Origin of the sequence: Streptomyces sp. NPDC048192 (assembly GCF_043202415.1) — a bacterium.
GTDB lineage: Bacteria > Actinomycetota > Actinomycetes > Streptomycetales > Streptomycetaceae > Streptomyces.
In genome coordinates this window covers 450795-475718 of sequence record NZ_JBIDAL010000003.1, presented here as the reverse complement: position 1 = coordinate 475718, position 24924 = coordinate 450795, and the positions used below count along the sequence as shown (strand labels likewise).

Below are 24924 nucleotides of genomic sequence, written 5' to 3'. Positions count from 1 at the left end.
GGCCGCACATCGCCGTCGCGGGCGGGGAGTTCGGTGGCCGGGTGTTCTCCGGGCGCCTACGCCGCCCTGGGCAGAGTGGGGGCCGGGTCCGCGCTGTGCATCGCGCCCGCGCCCAGGTCCGCCAGGATCGCCGCCGCCGCGCGGTGCGCGGAGTGGAGGGCGCCCTGGACCGTGCTGGTGTCGCGGTGGTCGCCGCAGACGTACAGGCCCGCCAGCAGGCGCACCGGACGGCGCAGGTCGTGCGGGGGCCGCATGGCGGGGGCCGCCTGAGGGGTGTGGTGCACGGCCAGCGTCTCCCAGCGGCGCGTCGAGGTGCCGTAGAGCCGGGAGAGATGGATGCGCACCGCCGTGTCGACGCCCTCCGGCGGAGTCCCGAGCACCGTCGAGGAGATCAGCACCCGCCCGGCCGGCGCCCGGCTCGGGTCCACGCTGCTGAGCACCGCCGTGTGCGCCACGGGCCCGCCCCGGTCGGCGTCCAGCAGCAGCGAGGCGCCGGTGGCCAGGGCCGCCGCCGGTTCGTCGGTGGTGTGATGCACCACGGTCACCGGATGGAAGTCCGGCATCCTGAGCCCCGGCAGCAGCTCCGCCGCGGCGCGCGCGTCGGTCGCCAGCAGCACCGCCCGGCAGCGCAGTTCGCCGTGCTCGGCGGTGGCGACGGACGTCGTGGACACCGAGGTGACCCGCACCCCGGTGTGCACGGTGCCGGGCGGCAGTGCCCGGGCCAGCTGCACCGGCAGCATCTCCGCGCCGCCCTCCGGGACGCACAGCCGGCCGCCGGCGAAGGCGCGCAGGGCGAGGTCGGCGCACCGGCTGGAGGTGGTCAGGTCCGGGTCGCAGAGCAGGGCGGCGAGCAGGGGGCGCAGGAAGCCGTCGACCGTGCGGGAGGGCAGCCCGTGCCGGGCGAGTGCCTGGCCGGCCGGCAGCTCGGGGCGGGCCAGGATGCGCTCGACCGGGGTGGCGGCGATGCGGCCCAGCGCGGCGCCGAGCCGGGCCTGGTCGACCGCGCCGCCCACCGGCGCGCCGGTCCGGCCCGGGGTGGCCGCCGGGCCCCTGGGGGCGCTTGCCAGGGCGCGCACCACATGGAGTGCGCCCCTTGTGCTCCCGCCGGACGCCGGTGCGCCCGCGCGCTGGGTCCGTCCGTCGCGGTGCAGCAGGACGCCCGGCGCGAAACAGCGCAGGATCAGGGAGTCCAGGCCCGGGGACGTACGGAGTTCGGGGTAGGACGTGGACAGCAGCTGTCCGATGCGGTCGAGCCGGAAGCCGTCGACCTTCTCGGTCGACATGCGGCCGCCGACGTAGGGGGCGGCCTCGAGGACTGCGGTCGAGATTCCTGCGCTGGTCAGCCGGTGAGCCGCCGAGAGTCCGGCGATTCCGGCTCCCACGATGACGACGTCCACCTGGTACGCGGGCTCAAGCACGAGGCCCCTCCTGTGGTTGCGCGGCCGGTGGAGACGTCATGCCCCCAACAGGCTCCGGGGATACCCGAGTTCGGCTCGAGGTTAGGTCCGTGATCGGTCACGAACAGTCGCGCATCGGCAGGGCACGGTCGCATGGAGGTCGCATGCGGTCACAAGAGATCTCAGGACGTCACAGGAGACCTCCCGTGTGTACGCCGGGCCGCCGTGACCGCCTTGGTGAGGCCTTCCGGCCGCCCGTCGTAGGGTGATCGTCATGCAGGAGCCGTACATACGCATCGCCGTGGCCGCCGACGAAGAGCAGCTGGCCGCCCTCGACCGGGCCGCCTGGTCCACCCTGCACGCCGTCTCGCCTCCGCCGCAGGGGCCGTTCTTCGACGAGCGCCACATGCCCGGGGACCACCTGGTCGCCGAGGCCGGCGGGCGGATCGCCGGCTACATCCGCCTCGCCCACCCGACCCCGCTCGCGTCCAACGCGCACGTCCTGCAGATACAGGGCCTCGCCGTGGCCGCCGAGGCGCGCGGGCGGGGCGTCGGGCGCGCGCTGGTCCGGGCCGCCGTCGAGGAGGCGCGCCGACGCGGTGCGCGCCGCCTCACCCTGCGCGTGCTCGGGCACAACGCCCCGGCCCGCGCCCTGTACGCGTCCGAGGGGTTCGCCGTCGAGGGCGTGCAGCCGGAGGAGTTCCTGCTCGACGGCGCCTACGTCGACGACGTGTTCATGGGCCGGCGCCTGTGAGCGCGACGGCGTGGGCCTAGGAGCTGACCAGCCGGCCCGTGTCCACCGCCGCCGTCGCCCCGGCCCCGCGCGTGGCGTCGCCCGCCACCTCCTGCGCCGTCAGCACGTAACCCGTCTCGGCGTCCGAGGTGGAGCGGGCGAACACCACCCCGAACACCCTGCCGCCCGTGGTCAGCAGCGGGCCGCCGGAGTTGCCCGGCCGGACCGTGGAGCGGATCGAGTAGATGTCCCGGGTGACCGTGCCGTCGCTGTAGATGTTCTGCCCGGTCGCCTCCACCCGGCTCGCCACCGTCGCCGCCTGCAGGTTCAGGCCGCCGTCCTGCGGGTAGCCCGCGACCACCGCCGCGTCGCCGCGCGACGCACTGGTGTCGAAGCGCAGCACCGGCGCGTGCAGCCCCGGCACGTACAGCACCGCCACGTCCCGGTCGGGGTCGAAGAGCACCACCCGGGCCGCGTACGACCGCCCGACGCCGCCGACCCGCACCGTCGGGTGGTCGATGCCGGCCACCACGTGCGCGTTGGTCATCACACGCTGCGCGGAGTAGACGAAACCGCTGCCCTCCCGGCCCTCGCTGCCCGAGACGCCCTCGATCTTCACCGTGCTCAGCTTGGCCGCGCTCGTCGCCGCCGGGGTGACGCTGTCCCCGGTGGGCCGGGCCACCCGGGCCGTCGACTCGTTCTCGAACGGATTGAAGACCTGCGGGAAACCCGCCTCGGTCAGCGCCGACGTGGCCCGCGAGAACCACACGGGCGTGGTGTCCGGCATCGCGTCCTGCACCGCGCCCAGCAGCGTCGAGTTCCGGATCGCCGCGTTCAGCGTCTGCGAGGGGGCCGCGCCCAGCACGCTCGCCGCCACCCAGGCCACGATCAGCACCGCCACCGAGTTCGCCGCCGCGCCCCCCATGCCGTCCAGCACCCGCAGCGGTCCCCGGTCCAGCTCCCCGCGCAGCCGCAGGGCGAGGCGGCCCGCCAGCTCGTGCCCCACCACCGCGGGCGCCAGCACCGTCACCACCGCGAGCACCGTCGCCTCCGGCGTGCCGCGCTCCACCAGGCCGGTCACCCAGGGCAGCACCCACACGCCGACGACGGCGCCGCCGACGAACCCGGCCAGCGAGACACAGCCGGCCACCAGCCCACGCCGGTAACCGGACGCCGCGTAGACGACGATCACCAGCGCGAGCACCAGGTCGAGCAGGTCCACGGAGCCGCCTTTCTCTCGGACCCCTCAGTACGGACGGGACGGGCCCCTTCGATCACTCACCACCACACCGGCACGGCCACCCGACGGGGAAGCCGGCCAGTATGTGTGTACCCCCAGAAACGTCCCGGACCGGGATGATGGTTCCGCCAGGTGGCAGAGTGCACATCGCGGGCATGCCCCGGCCGCCGGAGAGTGGCTTCATGCACGCCGTCCGAAGAACACCGGAGACGCCCGGAGACCGGCAGGGGCCGGGAACACCGGGAACGCAGGAGCCAGGGGCGACACCGGGGCCGTCGGCCGCGCCCGGAACCCCGCAGACATCGGCGACACCGGGAACACCGGGACCGCCCGACCCGGGGGACGCCGCCGGGATACCGGACACGCCCGCTCCGGCCCCGCTGCCGGGCGCCGCGGAGGCCGCCGGGACGCCCGGTTCCGCCGAGTCCTCGGGGGTGCCGGGGGAAGCCCCGGTCCGGCGGAGCGCCTGGCACCGGCGCAGGTCCGCGGCCCGGAGGAGCACGGGATCCACGGGACGCCGGAGGTTCACCCTTCCGGGGCGCTGGAGGCTCGCACCGCCCTTGGGTCAGCTCGCCACCCGGCAGCCGTCGGCGGCGTCCGCAGGCCCGTGTACGCCACAGCCCCCGCAGTCGCCGCAGCCCCTCGACATCTCGCAGCCGGTCACCACGCCGCAGCCCTCCGCCACCCCGCAGTCCCCGCAGTCGTTCAACCCCTCACAGGCCCCCGCCCCGCAACAGCCCCCGGCGACGGCCCCGTCGGGCCAAGCCGCGCACGAGCGACCCCGCCCGCCCCGGCAGCACCCCCGCAGACCACGGGCCGTCGTCGTGTTGCTCGGGTGTCTGCCCGGGCTGGTGGCCGTGCTCACGCTCGGGCTGTGTGTGCGGGGGGTCGAGCGCGCCGCCGTGGTCGTGCCCGAGCGGGCCGTGCCCGCCCGCACCCCCTTCGGCCACCGCGCTCCCCGGCCGCGCATCGTGCCCCGCTCCGTCTGGCTGGGCGCCGCCGGGCGCACCCAGCCGCCGCCGCGCTACGACGACAAGGTGGTCGCCGTCTTCCTGCACCACACCGACTCGCCGAGCGGCTACGACTGCGCCGACGCGCCGGAGATCATCCGCCGGCTGTACGCGGGCCAGACCGGCGCGCGGAACTGGGACGACATCGGCTACAACTTCATCGTCGACCGCTGCGGCACCATCTACGAGGGCCGCGCCGGAGGCATCGACCGGCCCGTCACCGGCGCCCACACCCAGGGCTTCAACCACCGCACCGCCGGCATCGCCGCCCTCGGCACCTTCACCGCCGGCGCCCCCGTGCCGAAGGCGATGACCGACGCGATCGCCGCCCTGGTCGCCTGGAAGCTGGGCCTCGCCGACGTCGACCCCCGCTCGAGCGTCCGCCTGGTCTCCAGCAACAACCTCGCCCGCTACAAGGCCGGCACCGCCGTCACCCTGCCCGCCCTGGCCGGCCACAACGCCGGGTTCATGACCAGCTGCCCCGGCGCCGCCCTCACCGCCCGGCTCCCCGAGATCAGGGAGAAGGCCGCGCGCCTGCAGGGCCGTACCTCCACCGCTCGGCTCACAGCCTTCCCCTAGCCGCCGCGCAGCGGGCTCAGAGCCCCGCGCCCTACGGTCGAGGCCGTCACCAGCCGACCGGAGGTGGGCATCAATGAACAGCAGCCGTACGCGCGCCGGGAACCGGGGCGCGGGCACGGAGCGGGCGCACGGGGCGCGGACCGCGCGCGGCCCCTGGACAGCGCTGTGCGCGGCCGTCGCCGTCGTCCTCGGCCCGGCCGCGGCCACCGCGTCCGCCCTCGACCAGGCCAACGCCGCGCCCCCGCACCACGCCGAGCGGGCCGGCCAGGCACAGGCCTGCCTGCCCGACGGCAGCACCCGCAGGCGCACGGCCGGCTGAGCCGAGGGGGAGAGGAAGGCCGCTACTCCCGGAAGCGGTCCCACAGGCGCGGGAACCGTTCCGCCAGCGCCCGCTCGTTCTCGAAGTCCAGCGGGGCGCCCTCCGGTTCGCCGGGCGCCGGGGCGATGCCCAGATCGGGCGCGACGGTCCCGGTCAGCTGCTCGTAGGCCTCGTCCGCCGCGTAGCCCAGCTCCTCGCCGTCGCCGTCGACCTCCTCGTCGAAGTCGTCCAGCAGCTCCGCCAGCGAGTCGGGATCGTGCAGGGCGCCCTCGTACACCTCCCGGCCCTGGCCGATCAGCCAGCAGCGGAAGAAGTCGAACGCGTCGTCGCTGGCGCCGTCCAGCAGCACCCAGGCGGCGCCCCACAGGTCCCAGCGGTAGGCGCGGTTGTAGCGGGCCTCGAAGTGACGGGCGAAGTCCAGGACCATGTCGGGGTCCAGCTGGAGCAGCCGGTCCACGAGCACGTCGGCCTGTTCCTCGGGGTCGCCCTCGGCGGCCTCGCGGGCGGCGTCGATCAGCTCCCAGAACTCCGTCTCGTCCATCACGTCCACCAGCATCGGGCCTCCACCGGCGGGCCGCACGCGGAGTACGCCGGTGTGCGGCGGATCGTTATCCGGCGTCCGCGGCGGGCGGTGCGGCGTCGTCACGGCCGTACAGCGCGGCCAGCCGGGCCGCGTCCGCGGCGAACCGCTCCCGCAGGCCCGGCGGGGCCAGCACCTCCGCCTCCGGCCCGAGCGCCGTCAGCTGCGCGTGCGCGACCTCCTCGGACTCCACCGGGAGCGTCACCGTCACCCAGCCCGCCCCGTCCGGCTCGGCGGGCCCGCTCAGTGCCTCCCGCGCCGCCACCGGGTCGACGGCCCAGCGCAGCATGCGCACCCCCTGCGGGGACAGCCGTACGACGGCCTCGGCGCGCAGGACCGACCGCGCGAACCGCTCGGCCTGCTCGGCCCAGTGCCCGGGCAGATCGAAGTCCGGATCGCGCGTGAAACGTTCTTCCAGGGTGTCCACGGCGCTGAACCGGTCGATCCGGTAGGTCCGGTGGGTCCGCCCGGAACCGCCGTCCGCCACCCGCGCGCACAGGTACCAGACGCCCGCCTTCAGCACGAGCCCGTACGGCTCCAGCACCCGCTCCACCTCGTCCTCGCCGCGCCGGTAGCGCGCGGTGACCCGGAGGTCGTCCCACACCGCCGCGGCGAGCGCGGGCAGCAGCGCGGGCGTCCGCGGCTCCCGGAACCAGGCCGGCGCGTCCAGATGGAACCGCTGGGCGGCGCTGTCCGGGGCGTCCCGCAGCGACGGCAGCAGCGCGGCCGACACCTTCAGCCGGGCCGCGGACGCGGCGTCCTCCAGGCCCATCTCGCGCAGCGCCCCCGGCACCCCGCTCAGGAACAGCGCCTCCGCCTCGCTCCTGGCCAGCCCCGTCAGCCGCGTCCGGTACCCGCCGACCAGCCGGTACCCGCCGGCCCGCCCGCGGTCCGCGTACACCGGCACGCCCGCCTCCGACAGCGCCTGCGCGTCCCGCTGCACGGTCCGCTCCGACACCTCCAGCTCCCGGGCCAGCTCGGCGGCGGTCATGGACGGACGGGACTGCAGCAGAAGCACCATCTTGATGAGCCGCGCGGCACGCATGCCCCTCATGATGCCGGGGGCCACCGACAACGGAAGGGGTACGGCCGACGGCCGTACCCCTTCCGTGGACCTCGGTCCCTACAGCCCGTACTTCTCCCGGGCCTCCTTGACCGCCGTGGCCTTCACCTCGCCGCGCCGGGCCAGCTGGGCCAGGGCCGCGACGACGATCGACTCGGCGTCGACGCCGAAGTGGCGGCGGGCGGCGTCACGGGTGTCCGACAGGCCGAAGCCGTCGGCGCCCAGCGAGGACCAGTCCTGCTCCACCCACTGCGCGATCTGGTCCGGCACCTGGCGCATGTAGTCGGACACGGCCAGCACCGGGCCGTCGACGCCCTGCAGCGCCTGGCGGACGAACGGCACCCGCTCCTCGCCGCGCAGGAGGGCGGCGTCCGCCTCCATCGCGTCGCGGCGCAGCTCCGTCCAGGAGGTCGCCGACCACACGTCGGCGGCGACGCCCCACTCCTCGGCGAGCAGCTTCTGCGCCTTCAGCGCCCAGTGGATCGCCGTGCCGGAGCCCAGCAGCTGGATGCGCGGGGCGTTCGCGGCCGGGGAGAGCCCCGCGGACTCCGCCGTGTTGAAGCGGTACAGGCCCTTGACGATGCCCTCGTCGATGCCGAGGCCCTGCGGCTTGGCGGGCTGCGGCAGCGGCTCGTTGTAGACCGTCAGGTAGTAGAAGACGTTCTGGTCCTCGCCCGGCTTGGCCTCGCCGTACATCCGGCGCAGACCCTCGCGGACGATCACCGCGATCTCGTAGGCGAACGCGGGGTCGTACGTCAGCGCGGCCGGGTTGGTGGCGGCGATGACCGGGGAGTGGCCGTCGGCGTGCTGCAGGCCCTCACCGGTCAGCGTGGTACGGCCCGCGGTGGCGCCGACGAGGAAGCCGCGGCCGAGCTGGTCGCCGAGCTGCCACATCTGGTCGGCGGTGCGCTGCCAGCCGAACATCGAGTAGAAGATGTAGAACGGGATCATCGCCTCGCCGTGCGTCGCGTACGACGTCGAAGCGGCGATGAAGTCGGCCATCGAACCGGCCTCGGTGATCCCCTCGTTGAGGATCTGGCCGTTCCTGGCCTCTTTGTAGTACATCAGCTGGTCGCGGTCGACCGGCTCGTACGTCTGGCCCTTGGGGGAGTAGATCCCGAGGGACGGGAACAGCGACTCCATGCCGAAGGTGCGCGCCTCGTCGGGGACGATCGGCACCCAGCGCCTGCCGGTCTCCTTGTCGCGGACCAGGTCCTTGACCAGGCGGACGAAGGCCATGGTGGTGGCGACGTTCTGGGAGCCGGAGCCCTTGTCGAAGGAGGCGAACGCCTTCTCGGACGGGGCCGGCAGCGCCGGCAGCGGGTGCGTGCGGCGGGCCGGGGCCGGGCCGCCGAGGGCCGCGCGGCGCTCCTGGAGGTAGCGGACCTCGGGGGAGTCGGCACCCGGGTGGCCGTAGGGGACCACGCCGTCGACGAAGTCGCTGTCCTTGATCGGCAGCTGGAGCAGGTCGCGCATCGCCTTGAACTCGTCCACCGTCAGCTTCTTCATCTGGTGGTTGGCGTTCTTCGACGCGAAGCCCTCGCCGAGGGTGTGGCCCTTGACCGTCTGGGCCAGGATCACGGTCGGCGCGCCCTTGTGCTCGACGGCGGCCCTGTACGCGGCGTAGACCTTGCGCGGCTCGTGGCCACCGCGGGAGACGTGGAAGATCTCCAGGATCTTGTCGTCGCTCAGCAGCTTCGCCATCTCCGCCAGCGCCGGGTCCTTGCCGAAGAAGTCCTGGCGGATGTAGGCGGCGTCGCGGGTCTGGTACGTCTGGACCTGCGCGTCCGGTACCTCGCGCAGCCGGCGTACGAGGGCGCCCGTGGTGTCGAGCTGGAACAGCTCGTCCCAGGCGGTGCCCCACAGCGTCTTGACGACGTTCCAGCCGGCGCCGCGGAACTGCGCCTCCAGCTCCTGCACGATCTTGAAGTTGGCGCGGACCGGGCCGTCGAGGCGCTGCAGGTTGCAGTTGATGACGAAGGTGAGGTTGTCCAGCTCCTCACGGGCGGCGAGCGCGAGGGCCGCCGTCGACTCCGGCTCGTCCATCTCGCCGTCGCCCAGGAAGGCCCAGACGTGGGAGGCGGAGACGTCCTTGATGCCGCGGTTGGTGAGGTAGCGGTTGAAGCGCGCCTGGTAGATCGCCGACAGCGGGCCGAGGCCCATGGAGACGGTGGGGAACTCCCACAGCCAGGGCAGACGGCGCGGGTGCGGGTACGACGGCAGGCCGTTGCCGCCGGCCTCCTGGCGGAAGTTGTCCAGGTGGGCCTCGGTCAGGCGGCCGTCGAGGAAGGCGCGGGCGTAGATGCCGGGGGAGGCGTGGCCCTGGATGTACAGCTGGTCGCCGGAGCCGTCGCCCTCCTTGCCCTTGAAGAAGTGGTTGAAGCCGGTCTCGTAGAGCCAGGCGGCGGAGGCGAAGGTGGCGATGTGGCCGCCGACGCCGTGCTTGCTGCCCCGGGTGACCATCGCGGCCGCGTTCCAGCGGTTCCAGGCGGTGATCCGGGCCTCCATCTCCGGGTCGCCGGGCATCGCGGGCTCGGCGGCGGTCGGGATGGTGTTGACGTAGTCGGTCTCGAGGAGCTTCGGCAGCGCGATGCCGCCCGCCTCGGCGCGCTCCAGCGTGCGGCGCATCAGGTATGCGGCGCGGTGCGGCCCGGCCTCCCTGGCGACGGCGTCGAGGGAGGCCTGCCATTCGGCGGTCTCCTCCGGGTCGCGGTCCGGGAGCTGGTCGAGCGCGCTCGGCTGGATGGCGTTGGGGTCGGTCATGTCGCCGCCTTCCTCAGTCGAAGGGGGTTCCCTCATCGGTAAGGGTTCGGGGGTGCCCTTGGTCTTTGGCAGGACAGGGCAGGCGGACTTCGGTAGAAGTCCGTCGGTGACTGTAACTCCCTGATCGATGATCGATCAAAGGGTTGAGGGCGAAAAAGTCTCGATTCCGAGAAAGTAGGCACCCGGTGCCTTCAGAGATGGCACCGGGTGACGTGGAGTCGCCTTGTTTTCGCAGGTGAGGCGGCGTATGAGCGGCCGAGCGCTCGACTGGATCAGGCGCGCGGGGCGCACCCGAGGACGTGCGCCTTCACCAGCTCCGCGATCCGCGGATCCCGTCGCTTGAACGCCTCCACCAGCTCCTCGTGCTCCTCGGCGTACGACTGCTGGACCGTGCCCAGCCAGCGGATGGACAGCGCGGTGAAGACCTCGATGCCGAGGCCCTCCCAGGTGTGCAGCAGCACCGAGTTGCGCGCGGCACGCACCAGTTCGCGGTGGAAGCCGACGGTGTGGCGGACCTGGGCGGTGCCGTCGGCCTTGCGGTCGGCCTCGTACAGGGCCGTGACGTGCGGCTCCAGCGCCGAGCAGTCCTCGGCGAGCCGGTCGGCGGCCAGCTCCGCCGCGATCGCCTCCAGGCCGGCCCGGACGGGGTAGCTCTCCTCCAGGTCCGCCGCGGTCAGATTGCGCACGCGCACGCCCTTGTTCGGCGCGGACTCGATCAGCCGCAGCGACTCCAGCTCCCGCAGGGCCTCGCGGACCGGGGTCTGGCTGACCTCCAGCTCGGTCGCGATCCGCCGCTCCACGATCCGCTCGCCCGGCTGCCAGCGCCCGCTGACGATCCCCTCCACGATGTGCTCGCGGATCTGTTCGCGCAGCGAGTGGACGACGGGCGCGGTCATTGTGGGCTCCTTAGTCAGGGCGCTGACCTTTAGACAATAAGGCCGGTTCGCTCCGCGGACAGGGCGCGCGGGGGTGCTTTCGTGCAGGTGAGACGAGGCTTACACGCGACGCGTGCCGACAAACACGAACACCCCGCCCGGAAAGCTCCGGACGGGGCGCCGTACTACCCGGGGAGACGTCAGAGACCGAGCTCGACCTCGAACTCGCCCGCCTCGAGGATCGCCTTGACCGCCGTCAGGTAGCGGGCCGCGTCGGCGCCGTCGACCAGGCGGTGGTCGTAGGAGAGGGTCAGGTAGGTCATGTCGCGGACGCCGATGACCGTGCCCTCCTCGGTCTCGATGACCGCCGGACGCTTGACCGTGGCACCGATGCCGAGGATCGCTACCTGGCCCGGCGGCACGATGATCGTGTCGAACAGCGCGCCGCGCGAACCGGTGTTGGAGATGGTGAAGGTCGCGCCGGACAGCTCGTCCGGGGTGATCTTGTTGGCGCGGACCTTGCCGGCCAGCTCCGCCGTGGCCTTGGCGATGCCCGCGATGTTGAGGTCGCCGGCGTGCTTGATGACCGGGGTCATCAGGCCCTTCTCGGAGTCCACCGCGATACCGATGCTCTCGGTGTCGAAGTAGGTGATCGTGCCCTCGGCCTCGTTGATCCTGGCGTTGATGACCGGGTGGGCCTTCAGCGCCTGGGCCGCCGCCTTGACGAAGAACGGCATCGGGGAGAGCTTGACGCCCTCGCGCGCGGCGAAGGAGTCCTTGGCGCGGGCGCGCAGCTTCATCAGGCGGGTGACGTCGACCTCGACGACCGACGACAGCTGGGCCTGCTCGTGCAGCGCCTTGACCATGTTGTCGCCGATGACCTTGCGGATGCGGGTCATCTTGACGGTCTGGCCGCGCAGCGGGGAGACCTCCAGCGCCGGGGCCTTCTTGGCGGCGGCCGGCGCGGCGGCGGCCGGAGCCGGGGCAGCGGCGGCGGCCTTCGCGGCCTCGGCGGCGGCGAGCACGTCCTGCTTGCGGATGCGGCCGCCGACGCCCGTGCCCTTGACGGTGGACAGGTCGACGCCGTTCTCGGCGGCGAGCTTGCGCACCAGCGGGGTCACGTAGGCGCCCTCGTCCGTCGCCTGGGTGGCGGTCGGGGAGGTCGGCGCGGTGGCCGGGGTCACCGGAGCCGGGGCCGGAGCCGCCGGGGCGGGCGCCGGAGCGGCGGGCTGGGCCGGGGCCGGGGCGGCAGCGGCGGGCGCGGCCGGAGCGGCGGGGGCCGGAGCGGGTGCGGCCGGGGCGGCCGGAGCCGCGGGGGCGGCCGGGGCCGGAGCGGCTGGGGCAGCGGCGGCGGGGGCCGGGGCGGCCGGGGCCGGAGCGGCACCCGGGGCGCCGATGACGGCGAGCTTGGCGCCGACCTCGGCGGTCTCGTCCTCGTTCACCACGATCTCCAGCAGCACGCCGGAGGCGGGCGCCGGGATCTCGGTGTCGACCTTGTCGGTGGAGACCTCGAGCAGCGGCTCGTCGGCCTCGACGCTGTCGCCGACCGACTTCAGCCAGCGGGTGACGGTGCCCTCGGTGACGGACTCGCCGAGCGCGGGCAGGACCACGTCCGTGCCCTGGGCGCCGGAGGCACCGGCGGTGGCCTCGGCGGTCGGCGCCGGGGCGGGAGCGGCCTGCTCCGTGGAGGGGGCGGCCGGAGCGGGCTCGGCGGCCGGGGCCGGAGCCTCGGCGGCGGCCGCAGCAGAGGGCGCGGCGGAAGCCGCTCCAGCGGAGCCGGTGCTTGCACCGGGGGCGGCCGGCGCGCCGGAGCCGTCGTCGATGACGGCCAGCTCGGCGCCGACCTCGACCGTCTCGTCCTCGGCGACCTTGATGGAGGCCAGCACGCCGGCGGCCGGCGAGGGGATCTCGGTGTCGACCTTGTCGGTGGAGACCTCGAGCAGCGGCTCGTCGGCCTCGACGCGTTCGCCCTCGGCCTTCAGCCAGCGGGTGACAGTGCCCTCGGTGACGCTCTCGCCGAGCGCCGGAAGGGTTACGGAAACCGCCATGGTTTCGGTTGCTCCTAACGAATTGCGGAAGTCTGTGTCGTCGCGCCCGTTGACCGAAGGCTCAGTCGTGGGAGTGCAGCGGCTTGCCGGCGAGCGCCAGGTGCGCCTCGCCCATCGCCTCGTTCTGCGTCGGGTGGGCGTGGATGAGCTGGGCGACCTCGGCCGGCAGCGCCTCCCAGTTGTAGATCAGCTGGGCCTCGCCGACCTGCTCGCCCATGCGGTCGCCGACCATGTGGACGCCGACCACGGCACCGTCCTTCACCTGGACGAGCTTGATCTCGCCCGAGGTGTTGAGGATCTTGCTCTTTCCGTTGCCCGCCAGGTTGTACTTGAGAGCGACGACCTTGTCCGCGCCGTAGATCTCCTTGGCCTTGGCCTCGGTGATGCCGACGGAGGCGACCTCCGGGTGGCAGTACGTCACCCGCGGGACACCGTCGTAGTCGATCGGAACGACCTTGAGACCGGCCAGACGCTCCGCCACCAGGATGCCCTCGGCGAAGCCGACGTGCGCGAGCTGGAGCGTCGGGACGAGGTCACCGACGGCGGAGATCGTCGGGACGTTGGTCCGCATGTACTCGTCGACCAGGACGTAGCCGCGGTCCATGGCGACGCCCTGCTCCTCGTAGCCCAGGCCCTGCGAGACCGGTCCGCGGCCGACGGCCACCAGCAGGACCTCGGCCTCGAACTCCTTGCCGTCCGCCAGGGTGACCTTCACGCCGTCCTGGGTGTACTCGGCCTTCTGGAAGAAGGTGCCGAGGTTGAACTTGATGCCGCGCTTGCGGAACGCGCGCTCGAGAAGCTTCGAGGAGTTCTCGTCCTCGACCGGGACGAGGTGCTTCAGGCCCTCGATGACGGTGACGTCGGCGCCGAAGGACTTCCACGCCGAGGCGAACTCGACGCCGATGACGCCGCCGCCCAGGATGATCGCGGACTTCGGCACGCGGTCCAGGACGAGGGCGTGGTCGGAGGAGATGATCCGGTTGCCGTCGATCTCCAGGCCCGGCAGCGACTTCGGCACGGAGCCGGTCGCCAGCAGCACGTGGCGTCCCTGGATCCGCTGACCGTTCACGTCCACGGAGGTGGGGGAGGACAGCCGGCCCTCGCCCTCGATGTACGTCACCTTGCGGGACGCGATCAGACCCTGCAGGCCCTTGTACAGGCCGGCGATGACACCGTCCTTGTACTTGTGGACGGCGGCGACGTCGATGCCCTCGAAGGTGGCCTTCACACCGAACTGCTCGCTCTCGCGGGCCTGGTCGGCGATCTCGCCCGCGTGCAGCAGGGCCTTGGTGGGGATGCAACCCCGGTGCAGGCAGGTGCCGCCGACCTTGTCCTTCTCGATCAGGGCGACGTCCAGGCCCAGCTGCGCCCCGCGCAGGGCCGCGGCGTAACCACCGCTACCACCGCCGAGGATCACTAGGTCGAAAACGGTGCTGGCGTCGTTCGCCACGTCACGTCCTCCATGCATGTGCGCCGTACGCCGGTCTTCACTGACCGGCAGGCGGCTGGTGTCCGGCCGCTTGATGCTTCGGCCCTTCGGTGGGGGCCCTGTCCTGCCGGGCTCCATCTTTGCACTTGTTCGAGGCGGACGAGACGCCGGGCTGGAGTGTGAGACGTCCCACGTTCGCTTGAAAGAAGCGGAGCAGCGGTGCCGGGAAAGGGGCGCGGAGCCGTACCGATATGCGGCTCCGCAGCGCGGGCGCGAACAACCCCCACGCGACGGAGCCGCCATACGGCAGTGCGCCCCGAGCTATGAGGCGACTCAGCCCAGGGCACCCGCGGCCGTCAGCTCGGCGAGCCGGACCAGTGTCCGCACCGCCGTGCCCGTGCCGCCCTTCGGCGTGTACCCGAAGGGACCCCCCTCGTTGAACGCCGGGCCGGCGATGTCGAGGTGCGCCCAGGTGATCCCGTCGCCCACGAACTCGCGCAGGAAGAGACCGGCGACCAGGCCGCCGCCCATCCGCTCGCCCATGTTCGCGATGTCGGCGACCTGGGAGTCCATGCCCTTGCGCAGGTGCTCCGGCAGCGGCATCGGCCAGGCCGGCTCGCCCACCTCCTCCGCCGCCTCGTGCACCGCGGTGCGGAACGCGTCGTCGTTGGCCATGATGCCGAACGTCCGGCTGCCCAGCGCCAGCATCATCGCGCCGGTGAGGGTCGCGACGTCCACGATCGCGTCCGGGTTCTCCTGCGAGGCCGCCCACAGCGCGTCGCCGAGGACCAGCCGGCCCTCGGCGTCGGTGTTGAGGACCTCCACGGTCTTGCCGCTGTACATGCGCAGCACGTCACCCGGGCGCACCGCGGAGCCGGACGGCATGTTCTCGGCCAGCGCCAGCCAGCCGGTGACGTTGACCTCCAGGCCGAGGCGGGCGGCGGCGACCACCGCGGCGAACACGGCGGCGGCGCCGCTCATGTCGCATTTCATCGTCTCGTTGTGCCCGGCCGGCTTCAGCGAGATGCCGCCCGAGTCGTAGGTGATGCCCTTGCCGACGAAGGCGAGGTGCTTGGCCGCCTTCGGGTGGCTGTACGACAGCTTCACCAGGCGCGGGGCGGCCGCGGAGCCGCCGCCGACGCCGAGGATGCCGCCGTAGCCGCCCTTGGCCAGGGCCTTCTCGTCGAGCACCTGCACTTTGATGCCGTGCTCCTTGGCCGCGGCCTGCGCGATGCCGGCGAAGGCGGCGGGGGTCAGGTCGTTCGGCGGGGTGTTGATCAGGTCGCGGGCGCGGTTCAGCTCCTCGGCGACCGCGACGGCGCGGGCGACGGCCCCCTTGTGGGAGGCGTCGCGCGGCTTGCCGCCGAGCAGCGCGGCCTCGGCCAGCGGCGCCTTGCCGTTCCCGGCCTTCCCGCCGCCGGCGTTCTCCTTGTAGACGTCGAAGGAGTACGCGCCGAGCAGGACGCCCTCGGCGATCGCGCCGACCGCGCCGGGACTGTCCACGGGCAGCGCGAACGCGGCCTTCCTGGAGCCGGCGAGCGCCCGGGCGGCCACGCCGGCGGCCTTGCGCAGCGCGTCGGAGTCGTAGCCCTCGTCGCTCTTGGCGTCCGGCTCCTCGCCCAGGCCGACCGCCACCACGAGGGGCGCCTTGAAGCCGGCCGGGGCGGGCAGTTTCGTCAGCTCGCCCTCGGCACCCGAGGCGCCGAGGGTCTCCAGGACGCCGGCCAGCCTGCCGTCGTACGCCTTGTCCACGGCCTCGGCGCCCGGCGCGACGACGGGCCCCTGGGCGCCCTTGGCGACACCGATCACGATCGCGTCGGCCCGCAGGCCGGGCGCCGCTGCGGTGCTGAGAGTCAGAGCAGTCACGGTGGTGAATTCTCGCTTCCGATGTGAAGTTGCTGTGGCCGAAGTGGGGTGGGTCGACCGGGCCCGAGAGCCGACCCTAGGTCCATGCCTGGGCGCGGGTGGCACCGGGGCCTTCACCCTGTCGGCGAACACCCGGGACGAGACTACGCGCGTGCGCGCGGTCGCTCATTCCTGCGGACGTGCACCTGTGTCTGGCGTCGCGTTTCACATCGGCGCGTTCCACAGCGGCGCGGGATCACCACCGGGGCGCGCCGGCCACCGGGCCGGGCCCGGGCTCGATCCGCTGAAGGGCGCCGACGACCCGGGTGCCGGCGAGCCGGTCGGCGAGGGAGCGGCGGCCGGGGAAGAGCACGGTGAGCGCGTTGACCAGGAACAGCAGGACGGCGACCGCCCAGACCAGCACCGACAGCACGAACTCGCCCTCGACCAGCAGCACACAGGCCAGCGCGTACACCGCGACGTCGGCGGCGGTGGTGACGGCGGCCCGGCGCAGGGCGTGCCGGGACAGCCGCGGGGTGACGCGCAGCCCGAGCAGGCCCTTGCCGAGGGTGCGGCCGAGCAGCGCGAGGCAGGCCCACTGGTAGAGGAAGGTGACGACGACGAGCGCGCCGAAGGCCTCCTCCACGTCGAGCACGATCGTGTCCCACACGGACAGGCCGACCTGCTCGCCGGCGCCGATGACGTCACCCCGCGAGGTGACGAGGTCGAGGCCGCCCTTGGTGGCCAGCTCGGGCACGTCGGTGACGAGCGCGGTGATCCGGTGGAAGGTCAGGACGGCGAGCAGCGCGGCGGCCGCCGCGACCAGAGCGAAGTCGACGAACCAGGCCGTGATGCGGCGCAGCTTCGGCACGGATGTTCCCCCGATGTGCAACTGTCTTGCAGCGTTGTCTTGTCCGTGTACGGCCGAGGAGTTTATCGGCCGAGCGACAGCACCACGAGCGCCGCCGTGGCCGCCGTCTCCGCCAGCGCGCCGAAGACGTCCCCGGTCACCCCGCCGAAGCGGCCCACGCAGCGGCGCAGCAGGAGTTCGGCCGCGGCCAGGGCCAGCAGGACCGCGGCCGCCGCGCGCAGGGCGCCGTACGGGCCGAAGGCCGAACCCCCGGCGGCCGAGCCGAGCGTGACCGCGGCGGTGACCGCCAGCGCCCCGGGCACCGGCACCACCCCCGCGACCGCCGCGCCCAGGCCCTCCGGGCGGGCGGCCGGCACGCCGGTGCGGGCGGCCAGGGTGAGGGCGAGGCGGGCCGCGACGGCCGAGACGACGGCGGCGAGGGCGCCCCGGGACCAGGAGGCGCCGTACAGCTGGGCCAGGACGGCGACCTGGGCCAGCAGCACCAGGACGAGGGCGACGACGCCGAACGGGCCGATGTCGGACTGCTTCATGATCCTGAGCGCGTCCTCGGCGGGCCTGCCGCTGCCCAGGCCGTCGGCGGTGTCGGCGAGGCCGTCGAGGTGCAGTGCGCGGGTCAGGGCGGCGGGCACCGCGACCGAGGCGACGGCGGCGAGCAGCGGGTCGGCGCCGAGCGCGAGCAGCAGCAGGCCGAGCCCGGCGGCGCAGCCGCCGACGGCCAGCCCGGCCACCGGGGCGCTCAGCATGCCCCCGCGCGCCGCTTCCCGGTCCCAGCGGCGCACCCGGACGGGCAGTGCGGTGAGGGTGCCGAAGGCGAAGCGGAGGGAGTCGTGAGGGGAGGACGTGGGCACCGGCGAAGGTTACCCGGCGGTCGCGGGGCCGCCGGGGGCGCCCGGGTGGAGCCCGCTGCGGCCTCCTGGGGATAAAGTGCGCATATGGGGCACTGGTGGGAACGGAACATCCTCGAACCGGGCAAGCTTCCCCTGCTGCTCGCCCTCAGCGCCTTCCTGCTCACCTTCGTGGTCACCCGGGTGATCACCCGGCTGATCCGGGCCGGCAAAGGTCCGTTCGGGAACGTCAAGGCGGGCGGGCTGCACATCCACCACGCGGTGCCAGGCGTCGTCCTCACCGTCGTCGGCGGGTTCGGCGCGGTCGCCAGCGACCGGCGCGGCGCGGGCGGCGCCCTCGCGGCCGTGGTCTTCGGCATCGGCGTCGGTCTCGTCCTGGACGAGTTCGCGCTGATCCTGCATCTGGACGACGTCTACTGGAGCGAGGAGGGCCGCAAGAGCGTCGAGGTCGTCGTGCTCGCCGCCGCGCTCGGCGGGCTGCTGCTCGCAGGGTTCTCGCCGTTCGGCGTCAACGACCTGTCCCCGCAGGAGCTGAAGGACCGCGGCGGCGCCCTCACCACCATCGCCGTGAACTTCCTCTTGGCGCTGGTCGCCCTGAGCAAGGGCAAGGCCCGCCTCGCGGTGTTCGGGGCGGTCGTGCCGCTGGTCGCGCTGATCGGCGCCGTACGGCTGGCCCGCCCCGGCTCGCCCTGGGCCCGCCGCTTCTACGGCCGCCGGCCCCGCGCCCGCGCCAAGGCCGAGCTGCGCGCCTGCCGGCACGACCGCCGCTGGGCCCGGCCGCGCCGCGCCGTTCAGGACTGGATCGGCGGCAGACCCGACCCGCGCCCGGCCCGGCTGCCCGACCGCCACTGAGCGAACCACCGCGGCGGACCGCCGTACGCGCCCGGCGCCCCGGGCCGCAGCCCCCAGCGGTGCCGCACCGCCACCGCGAGGCAGATCAGGCCCACGGCCATCAGCGCGGCCAGATGCTCCTTGCCCGCCAGGTTCTCCTTGAGCAGCACCTCGGCGACCATCGCCAGCGTCACCGCGCCCGAGGTGAGGTACGCGCCGTAGCGCCAGCTCACGTACACCGCGAGCCCCACCACGGCCGCCGACGGGCCGGTGTCCACGACCTGCGCGTCCGTCCACGGCAGCCCGAACGGGGCGTGCGCGCCGAGCGAGATGCCGGTGCGCGCGTAGAGGGTCCCGGCGAGCGTGGCGGCGTACGCGATGACCAGGGTCCGCCACCAGCCGATGCACACCTCGGCGATCCCGAACACCAGCAGGATCTGCGCCAGCGCGCCCCACACCGGCAGATCCAGCGCCGGCACGAAGAGGGACAGCGGGGTGCGCAGCAGGGCCTGCCACAGCGGGTCCTGGGCCCGTACGGCGCCCAGGTCCTGCACGAGCTGATAGCCCCACGGCCGGTTCTGCACGTACTGCAGCAGGGCCGTCAGACCGACCGCGCCGAGCGTCATCGGCGCCGCCCGCAGGCGCCGCCCGCGCAGGGCCGCGCGCACGGCGCCGCACAGCGGCCCCCACTCCTCGCGGGCCCAGCGGGCCGGCGGCCTCATCGGGCGTTCCTCATCGGGCGTTCCTCACCGGTGGGTCTCCAGGTGCCTGCGGTGCAGCCACTTCGGCAGTCCCGGCGCCTCCAGGAAGCCCTCGGCACGCGCGGACGCGAGGCCGATGCGCAGCAGGTCCGCGCTCTTCTCGAAGAGCAGGAACCGCGGCTCCCAGATGGGCCGGTACTTGGCGTTGGCGCGGTACAGCGACTCGATCTGCCACCAGCGGGAGAAGAAGCTCAGCAGCGACCGCCACAGCCTCAGCACCGGACCGGCGCCGATCCGCGCTCCGCGTTCGAAGACCGACCTGAACATCGCGAAGTTGAGCGACACCTGCGTGATCCCGATCTCGTCGGCCCGCCGCAGCAGCTCGATGACCATGAACTCCATCAGCCCGTTGTCGGAGTCGCGGTCACGGCGCATCAGGTCAAGGGACAGCCCGTGCGGCCCCCACGGCACGAAGGACAGCAGCGCCCGCAGCCGGCCCTCGGCGTCCGTGCACTCCAGCATCACGCACCGCCCGTCCTCGGGATCCCCGAGCCGGCCCAGCGCCATGCTGAACCCGCGCTCGGTCGCGCCGTCCCGCCAGTCGTCCGCACGCTCGACGAGCTGTGCCATCTCCTCGGCCGGGATGTCCTCGTGCCGCCGGATCCGCACCGTGTACCCGGCCCGCTTCACCCGGTTGTACGCCTGCCGCACCGTGCGCATCGCCCGGCCCTCCAGCGTGAAGTCGCAGACCTCCACGATCGCCTCGTCGCCGAGTTCGAGGGCGTCCAGACCGTGCCGGGCGTAGACCGTCCCGGCCTCCTCGCTCGCCCCCATCACCGCCGGGATCCAGCCGTGCGCCCGCGCCTCGGCCAGCCAGGGCGCGATCGCGCCCGGCCACGCCTCCGGATCCCCGAGCGGATCCCCGGAGGCCAGGCTCACCCCGCTGACCACCCGGTAGGCGACGGCCGCCTTGCCGGTGGGCGACCACACCACGCTCTTCTCCCGGCGCAGCGCGAAGTAGCCCAGCGAGTCGCGGTCGCCGTGCCGCTCCAGCAGGTCCCGCAGCTGCTTCTCGTCGTCCTCGGTGAGCGGGTCGACGGCGCGCCGGGAGCGGAACGCGGCGTAGAACACGGCGAGGACGAGGGCGGTGCTGAGCACGTTGACGGCGACGTTCGCCCAGTTCGGCGGGGAGATGCCGGGGAAGCGCGACTCGTCGGCGGCCACCGACACCAGGCGCAGCGCGCCGTAGTGCCAGCGCTCCAGGAACGTCGAACGGGCCGCGTCCGGCGCCTGGTTGGTGACCGACACCAGCAGCCCGGCCAGCAGGCTCGCGGCCAGTCCGCCGCCGAGGGCGACCGTGGCCGCGAGCCGGGGGTTGGCGCGGTCGCCCTTGGCGTAGAACTCCCGCCGGCCCACGAGCAGCGCGCCGACGAACACGGCCGTCAGCCCCAGCGAGATCCAGTTCTGCGGGTACCGCCGGATCTCCGGGAACGCCATGGCGAAGGCGAACAGGGCGAGGAAGGCGCCGCTGAGCACCAGGTTCAGGATCCACGCGGCCCGCTTGCGGCGGCGCATGGTGATCGCCAGGAAGGCGGTGAACACGCCCGAGGCGAACCCGGCCGTCAGCAGGTACGGCGTGAAGAAGTCGTCCTGGTTGTGCCGGCGCACGTCCTGGCCGAGCGAAACCCATGCCGCGCTGAGGAAGTTGATGAAGGCGACGGTCCGCAGGTACCAGACGGCGACGGCGGCGGCCCGCCGGGAGGCCCCGCCGGCCCGCCGCCCCTGCTCACCCGGGCGTCCCGGCTCGGCGTGCTGCGGAACGGCAATTCGGGCATCTCCCATGGTGAAGGATCATATGGGGACCGCCCCGGCGAACCGCACATCGGACATGTGCGTGTGCTGTGCGCGCGCTTTCACGCGACCGACTACTCGCTCTCCTCCTTCGGCTCCCTCTCCGGAAGCTCCGCGGCCAGCGCCGCCGCGGCCCGCACCAGCGGCAGGGCGAGCAGCGCCCCCGTGCCCTCGCCGACCTGCACGCCCTGCTGCAGCAGCGGCTCCAGGGCCATCCGGTCCAGCGCCTTGGCCTGCCCCGGCTCCCCGCTGTCGTGCCCGGCCAGCCACCAGTCCGGCGCCCGGAAGGCGACCCGCTGCGCGACCAGCGCGCACCCCGCCGTCACCACCCCGTCGAGCACCACCGGCAGCTTCCGCACCGCGCACTGGAGCAGGAACCCGGTCATCGCCGCGAGGTCCGCCCCGCCGACGGTCGCCAGCAACTGCAACTGGTCCCCGAGCACCGGCCGCGCCCGCCTCAGCGCGTCCCGGATCGCCGCGCACTTGCGCATCCACGCCAGGTCGTCGATCGCCAGCCCGCCCCGCCCGGTCACCACCGACGCGTCCGTCCCGCACAGCGCGGCGATCAGCACCGCCGCCGCCGTGGTGCCGCCGACGCTGATGTCGCCGAGCACCACCAGGTCCGTGCCCGAGTCGGCCTCCTCGTCGGCGACGGCGACGCCCGCGCGCACCGCCGCCTCGGCCTCCTCCAGGGTGAGCGCGTCCTCGATGTCGATACGGCCGCTGCCGCGCCGTACCCGGTGCCGTACGACGTCCTCGGGGAATGCGTCCGGCGCGCAGTCCAGGGCCATGTCCACGATCCGCACCGGCACTTCCTGCCGCCGCGCGAGCACGGACACCGGGCTCACGCCCTCCAGCACGGCCCGCACCAGCTGCTCCGCCCCGCCGGCGGGACGCGCCGAGACACCCAGCTCGGCGATGCCGTGGTCACCGGCGAAGAGGACCGCCTTCGGCCGCTCCACGGTCCGCACGGGTACGGCACTCTGCGCGGCGGCCAGCCACTCGCCCAGCTCGTCGAGGCGGCCCAGCGCCCCCGGCGGCACGATCTGGCGCTCCCGCCGGGCCTCGGCGTCACGGCGCACGCCCCCGTCCGGGCGCTCGATCAGATCGGTGAAGTCGTCCAGATTAAGCCTGCTCATTCGCCGAACAGTACCGCCAGAGACCGAACGCTTCCGCGCCGCAGGGCCACCACGCCCGTGCGGCGTCGTTGCACCCAAGATCGGTATCCCATACGTTCCGTTTTGCCGCGGAATGTCGCCCAGGGAGCCGCCCATGCCGACCACCACGCCCATCACGCCGACGCCCCTGCCCCGGTCCTGTGACCCGTTCCTCGAACCGCGCCGCGAGGACTGCCCCTGGTGCGGCTCCGCCCGCCTGCGCACCCGGGTGCGAGCGCGCGACCCGCTGCGGCACCGGCCGGGCCGGTTCGTCCTCGACCAGTGCCGTGACTGCGGCCACGTCTTCCAGAACCCCCGGCTCACGGCGGAAGGGTTCGCCTTCTTCCACCGGGACCTGTACGAACGGCAGCTGGAGGGGTTCACCGACCGCGTGCTGTCCGCCCGCGCGCTGCGCCGGCGGCACCGGGCCACCGCCCGGCGGCTGTCGGCGCTGGCCGAGGCGGAGAGCTGGCTGGACGTGGGCACCGGCCACGCCCGCTTTCCCGAGGCGGCGAAGGAGGTCTTCCCGTACACGAGCTTCGACGGCCTGGACCCGACCGCCCGGGTGCAGCAGGCCCAGCTGGAGGGGCGGGTGGAGGAGGCCCACCGCGGGTACCTCGCCACGCCCGGCATGACCGCCCGGCTGCGCGGCCGCTACGACGTCGTCAGCATGTTGCGCCATCTCGAGCACACGCCCGACCCGCGCGCCGAACTCCGCGCCGCGCTCACGGCCCTGCGCCCCGGCGGCCACCTCGTCGTCGAAGTCGCCGACCCGCGCAGCGGGTTCGCCGCGCTGCTCGGCAGGTTCTGGCTCCCGTGCGGCCAGCCGCGCCACCTGCACCTGGTGCCCTCGGCGAATCTGCGGGCGGAGCTGGAGAAGCTCGGCTGCACGGTGCTGGTGGTCGACCGCGTCGATCCCCATGTGCCCTACGACCTGTCAGGTGCGGTCACCTTGTCGGTGGGACGGGTCCCGCTGCTGAGAGCCGTCATGGCACCCGTGCGGACGCTGGCCTCGGTCGTGGACCACGCCCTGGCGCCCTTGTTCCGCCGCACGGGGTTCTCCAACGCGTACAGGATCGTGGCCCGCAAGGCGGTCCGCTGACACCCCGCACGCGCCGGTGAGCGACGCCCCCCGGCCGCACCGGTTCCGGACGCCCCTCAGCCCCGGAGCACCAGCGCCTGACCCGCCACCACCAGCAGGACGTGTTCGCACTCCGCCCCGAACGCCGCGTTCAGGCGGCCGAGTTCGTCCCGGTACCGGCGGCCGGAGGCAGTCGCCGGCACGATCCCCGAGCCCACCTCGTTGGAGACGGCCACCACGGTCCGCCGAGTGGCCCGCACCGCCTCCGTCAGCTCCCGCACCCGCTCCCGCAGGGACTTCTCGCCCCCGCCCGCCCATTCCGCGTCGTCCCACGCCCCGACGGAGTCCATGGCGTCCGTCAGCCACAGCGACAGGCAGTCGATCAGCAGCGGCGGCCCCTCCTCGCGCAGCAGCGGCACCAGGTCCGTCGTCTCCGCCGTACGCCACGATCCCGGCCGCCGCTCCCGGTGCAGCGCCACCCGCTCGGCCCACTCGGCGTCCCCGCCCCGCGTGCCGCCGGTCGCCACGTACAGCACGTCCGGGAAGGACTCGAGGCGCCGCTCGGCCTCCACCGACTTGCCCGAGCGGGCCCCGCCCAGCACCAGCGTCCGGCGCGGCACGTCCGGCACCTCCTCGTACGCGCCGACCGTCAGCGTCGTGCCGTCCGGCACGGCCCGCGCCCCCGCCGCGGCCAGCCGGCGGCCCAGCTCGGCGCCGGGCGGCACGTCGTGGTCGAGGTGGACGGCGAGCACGTCCGTCGTCGGGCCGGCCGAGCCCACCGCCCGCAGCCGGGCCAGCGCGTCCGGGCGGCCCACGACGTCCGCGAGGACCATGTCGTACGGCTCCGCCGTCGCCTGCTCCAGACCGGCCGGGGCGCCGCCCGGCGGCAGATACAGCAGCCGCTGCCCGTCCGGCCCCGTCACCGCGTACCCGGTGCCGCCCGCGTCCATCGCCAGGGCCCGCACCCGATGCCCCGTCAGCAGCGCCAACTCCCGCCCGTCCGGCACCCGTCCGGGCTGCGGCAGCCCGGCCGGCACCTCCACCGCGGGGCCGTCGTGCGGATGCGACAGCAGCACCTGCCGTACCCCGCCCAGCGAACGCCCGGCCCGCGCCGCCGCGAACGCCGCACCCGGCGTCAGGTCCAGCAGCAGCGCCCCGTCCACCAGCACGGCGGTGGCCGCCCGGGCCGCACGGCCCAGCGCGGTCGCGCACGCGGCACACGGGCAGTCGGGCCGGGGCAGTCCGGCGGGCGCGCCGGTACCGAGCAGAGTCACTTCCACGCACCGATTCTCACCCGCGCCCGCGGGTACCGCTCACTCCGGCGCCCCGGCGTCACCCCCGCACCCGCGGATGATCCACCACCTCTCACGTCCGGCCCCGTACAGCGCATACGCTGCGAGCACGTGTTGGATCGAAGGAGGCCCACATGACGGCATGGACGTGGCGGTTCGAGAAGGCCGACGGGACGGAGGTCCAGCCCGCCGTGCAGCCCGAGGAGTTCACCACGCAGGGGGACGCCGAGTCCTGGATCGGCGAGCACTGGAAGGCGCTCCTCGAGGGCGGCGCCGACCAGGTGCGGCTGTTCGAGGAGAACACCGAGATCTACGGGCCGATGAGCCTGCACGCCGACGCGGCCTAGCCGGTGCGAGGGGTGCGGCCCCGGCGGCTCCCGCCGTCGTACGGGGGCGCCGCCGGCGCCGTACCCC

At 73.9% G+C, this 24924-nt stretch carries 21 protein-coding genes; 6 read left to right on the top strand and 15 right to left on the bottom strand.

Annotated elements, in window-relative coordinates; genetic code table 11:
- Positions 1-56: 56 nt before the first annotated feature.
- Entirely contained in the window at positions 57-1418 is a 1362-nt protein-coding gene (locus ACGFZN_RS07775; RefSeq protein ID WP_393857578.1) for an NAD(P)/FAD-dependent oxidoreductase, read from the bottom strand.
- A 253-nt stretch (positions 1419-1671) separates the two neighbouring features.
- Between ACGFZN_RS07775 and ACGFZN_RS07770 the strand changes: the two genes are divergently transcribed.
- Positions 1672-2151 (top strand): GNAT family N-acetyltransferase, encoded by a 480-nt coding sequence (locus ACGFZN_RS07770; RefSeq protein ID WP_393857577.1) that lies wholly within the window; start codon positions 1672-1674, stop codon positions 2149-2151.
- 16 nt (positions 2152-2167) lie between these two features.
- Here the strand turns inward: ACGFZN_RS07770 and ACGFZN_RS07765 are convergent, their stop codons facing one another.
- Positions 2168-3352, bottom strand: coding sequence for a MarP family serine protease (locus ACGFZN_RS07765; protein ID WP_393857576.1), 1185 nt, complete (start codon positions 3350-3352; stop codon positions 2168-2170).
- Positions 3353-4194: 842 nt separating this feature from the next.
- On the opposite strand from ACGFZN_RS07765, the gene ACGFZN_RS07760 reads away from it, so the two are divergent.
- Positions 4195-4959, top strand: coding sequence for a peptidoglycan recognition protein (locus tag ACGFZN_RS07760; RefSeq protein WP_393857575.1), 765 nt, complete (start codon positions 4195-4197; stop codon positions 4957-4959).
- 73 nt (positions 4960-5032) lie between these two features.
- Positions 5033-5278 carry a hypothetical protein gene (locus ACGFZN_RS07755; RefSeq protein WP_393857574.1) on the top strand — a complete coding sequence of 82 codons (246 nt, stop codon included), beginning with the start codon at positions 5033-5035 and terminating at the stop codon, positions 5276-5278.
- A 22-nt stretch (positions 5279-5300) separates the two neighbouring features.
- On the opposite strand, the gene ACGFZN_RS07750 is transcribed toward ACGFZN_RS07755, so the two are convergent.
- The 9 genes from ACGFZN_RS07750 to ACGFZN_RS07710 all read right to left on the bottom strand — a co-directional run bounded on the left by ACGFZN_RS07750 (position 5301) and on the right by ACGFZN_RS07710 (position 17600).
- Entirely contained in the window at positions 5301-5819 is a 519-nt protein-coding gene (locus ACGFZN_RS07750; protein ID WP_393857692.1) for a DUF4240 domain-containing protein, read from the bottom strand.
- Positions 5820-5886: 67 nt separating this feature from the next.
- A complete protein-coding gene (locus ACGFZN_RS07745; protein WP_393857573.1) occupies positions 5887-6903 on the bottom strand; it encodes a helix-turn-helix transcriptional regulator in 1017 nt (338 codons plus the stop codon).
- A gap of 78 nt (positions 6904-6981) precedes the next feature.
- Complete coding sequence (gene aceE, locus ACGFZN_RS07740; RefSeq protein WP_393857572.1) at positions 6982-9684, bottom strand: pyruvate dehydrogenase (acetyl-transferring), homodimeric type; 2703 nt, start codon at positions 9682-9684, stop codon at positions 6982-6984.
- A gap of 272 nt (positions 9685-9956) precedes the next feature.
- Complete coding sequence (locus ACGFZN_RS07735) at positions 9957-10580, bottom strand: GntR family transcriptional regulator (protein ID WP_393857571.1); 624 nt, start codon at positions 10578-10580, stop codon at positions 9957-9959.
- Between the two features lie 179 nt (positions 10581-10759).
- Positions 10760-12607 (bottom strand): 2-oxoglutarate dehydrogenase, E2 component, dihydrolipoamide succinyltransferase, encoded by a 1848-nt coding sequence (gene sucB, locus ACGFZN_RS07730; RefSeq protein WP_393857570.1) that lies wholly within the window; start codon positions 12605-12607, stop codon positions 10760-10762.
- A gap of 61 nt (positions 12608-12668) precedes the next feature.
- Positions 12669-14057 (bottom strand): dihydrolipoyl dehydrogenase, encoded by a 1389-nt coding sequence (gene lpdA, locus ACGFZN_RS07725; RefSeq protein WP_393857569.1) that lies wholly within the window; start codon positions 14055-14057, stop codon positions 12669-12671.
- A gap of 312 nt (positions 14058-14369) precedes the next feature.
- On the bottom strand, positions 14370-15902 hold the full coding sequence (locus ACGFZN_RS07720; RefSeq protein ID WP_393857568.1) for a leucyl aminopeptidase: 1533 nt from the start codon (positions 15900-15902) through the stop codon (positions 14370-14372).
- A 235-nt stretch (positions 15903-16137) separates the two neighbouring features.
- Entirely contained in the window at positions 16138-16752 is a 615-nt protein-coding gene (locus ACGFZN_RS07715) for an RDD family protein (RefSeq protein ID WP_393857567.1), read from the bottom strand.
- A gap of 62 nt (positions 16753-16814) precedes the next feature.
- The gene (locus tag ACGFZN_RS07710) at positions 16815-17600 is read right to left on the bottom strand and encodes an adenosylcobinamide-GDP ribazoletransferase (protein ID WP_393857566.1); all 786 of its coding nucleotides are present in this window, start codon (positions 17598-17600) and stop codon (positions 16815-16817) included.
- An 84-nt stretch (positions 17601-17684) separates the two neighbouring features.
- Here ACGFZN_RS07710 and ACGFZN_RS07705 point away from each other — a divergent pair, with 84 nt between their 5' ends.
- Positions 17685-18449 carry a hypothetical protein gene (locus tag ACGFZN_RS07705; RefSeq protein WP_393857565.1) on the top strand — a complete coding sequence of 255 codons (765 nt, stop codon included), beginning with the start codon at positions 17685-17687 and terminating at the stop codon, positions 18447-18449.
- Here ACGFZN_RS07705 and ACGFZN_RS07700 read toward each other — a convergent pair.
- The 3 genes from ACGFZN_RS07700 to cobT all read right to left on the bottom strand — a co-directional run bounded on the left by ACGFZN_RS07700 (position 18389) and on the right by cobT (position 22119).
- Positions 18389-19150: a hypothetical protein gene (locus ACGFZN_RS07700; protein ID WP_393857564.1), complete on the bottom strand. Its 762-nt coding sequence runs from the start codon at positions 19148-19150 to the stop codon at positions 18389-18391. The genes ACGFZN_RS07705 and ACGFZN_RS07700 overlap by 61 nt on opposite strands.
- A gap of 24 nt (positions 19151-19174) precedes the next feature.
- Positions 19175-20971, bottom strand: coding sequence for a phosphatidylglycerol lysyltransferase domain-containing protein (locus ACGFZN_RS07695; protein ID WP_393857563.1), 1797 nt, complete (start codon positions 20969-20971; stop codon positions 19175-19177).
- Positions 20972-21054: 83 nt separating this feature from the next.
- Positions 21055-22119 (bottom strand): nicotinate-nucleotide--dimethylbenzimidazole phosphoribosyltransferase, encoded by a 1065-nt coding sequence (cobT, locus tag ACGFZN_RS07690; RefSeq protein WP_393857562.1) that lies wholly within the window; start codon positions 22117-22119, stop codon positions 21055-21057.
- A 133-nt stretch (positions 22120-22252) separates the two neighbouring features.
- Between cobT and ACGFZN_RS07685 the strand changes: the two genes are divergently transcribed.
- Complete coding sequence (locus ACGFZN_RS07685; RefSeq protein WP_393857561.1) at positions 22253-23239, top strand: methyltransferase domain-containing protein; 987 nt, start codon at positions 22253-22255, stop codon at positions 23237-23239.
- A 56-nt stretch (positions 23240-23295) separates the two neighbouring features.
- Here the strand turns inward: ACGFZN_RS07685 and ACGFZN_RS07680 are convergent, their stop codons facing one another.
- A complete protein-coding gene (locus ACGFZN_RS07680; RefSeq protein ID WP_393857560.1) occupies positions 23296-24498 on the bottom strand; it encodes a bifunctional adenosylcobinamide kinase/adenosylcobinamide-phosphate guanylyltransferase in 1203 nt (400 codons plus the stop codon).
- A gap of 146 nt (positions 24499-24644) precedes the next feature.
- On the opposite strand from ACGFZN_RS07680, the gene ACGFZN_RS07675 reads away from it, so the two are divergent.
- On the top strand, positions 24645-24857 hold the full coding sequence (locus ACGFZN_RS07675) for a hypothetical protein (RefSeq protein ID WP_055709718.1): 213 nt from the start codon (positions 24645-24647) through the stop codon (positions 24855-24857).
- Positions 24858-24924: the final 67 nt, after the last annotated feature.

What these genes read in the sequence shown, in the direction of transcription:
- ACGFZN_RS07770 (WP_393857577.1), top strand. Translation starts at nt 1,672, where the DNA reads ATGCAGGAGCCGTACATACGCATCGCCGTGGCCGCCGACGAAGAGCAG.
- ACGFZN_RS07755 (WP_393857574.1), top strand. Translation starts at nt 5,033, where the DNA reads ATGAACAGCAGCCGTACGCGCGCCGGGAACCGGGGCGCGGGCACGGAG.
- ACGFZN_RS07750 (WP_393857692.1), bottom strand. Translation starts at nt 5,819, where the DNA reads ATGGACGAGACGGAGTTCTGGGAGCTGATCGACGCCGCCCGCGAGGCC.
- ACGFZN_RS07745 (WP_393857573.1), bottom strand. Translation starts at nt 6,903, where the DNA reads ATGCGTGCCGCGCGGCTCATCAAGATGGTGCTTCTGCTGCAGTCCCGT.
- aceE (WP_393857572.1), bottom strand. Translation starts at nt 9,684, where the DNA reads ATGACCGACCCCAACGCCATCCAGCCGAGCGCGCTCGACCAGCTCCCG.
- ACGFZN_RS07735 (WP_393857571.1), bottom strand. Translation starts at nt 10,580, where the DNA reads ATGACCGCGCCCGTCGTCCACTCGCTGCGCGAACAGATCCGCGAGCAC.
- sucB (WP_393857570.1), bottom strand. Translation starts at nt 12,607, where the DNA reads ATGGCGGTTTCCGTAACCCTTCCGGCGCTCGGCGAGAGCGTCACCGAG.
- ACGFZN_RS07705 (WP_393857565.1), top strand. Translation starts at nt 17,685, where the DNA reads ATGGGGCACTGGTGGGAACGGAACATCCTCGAACCGGGCAAGCTTCCC.
- ACGFZN_RS07700 (WP_393857564.1), bottom strand. Translation starts at nt 19,150, where the DNA reads ATGAGGCCGCCGGCCCGCTGGGCCCGCGAGGAGTGGGGGCCGCTGTGC.
- ACGFZN_RS07695 (WP_393857563.1), bottom strand. Translation starts at nt 20,971, where the DNA reads ATGGGAGATGCCCGAATTGCCGTTCCGCAGCACGCCGAGCCGGGACGC.
- cobT (WP_393857562.1), bottom strand. Translation starts at nt 22,119, where the DNA reads ATGAGCAGGCTTAATCTGGACGACTTCACCGATCTGATCGAGCGCCCG.
- ACGFZN_RS07685 (WP_393857561.1), top strand. Translation starts at nt 22,253, where the DNA reads ATGCCGACCACCACGCCCATCACGCCGACGCCCCTGCCCCGGTCCTGT.
- ACGFZN_RS07675 (WP_055709718.1), top strand. Translation starts at nt 24,645, where the DNA reads ATGACGGCATGGACGTGGCGGTTCGAGAAGGCCGACGGGACGGAGGTC.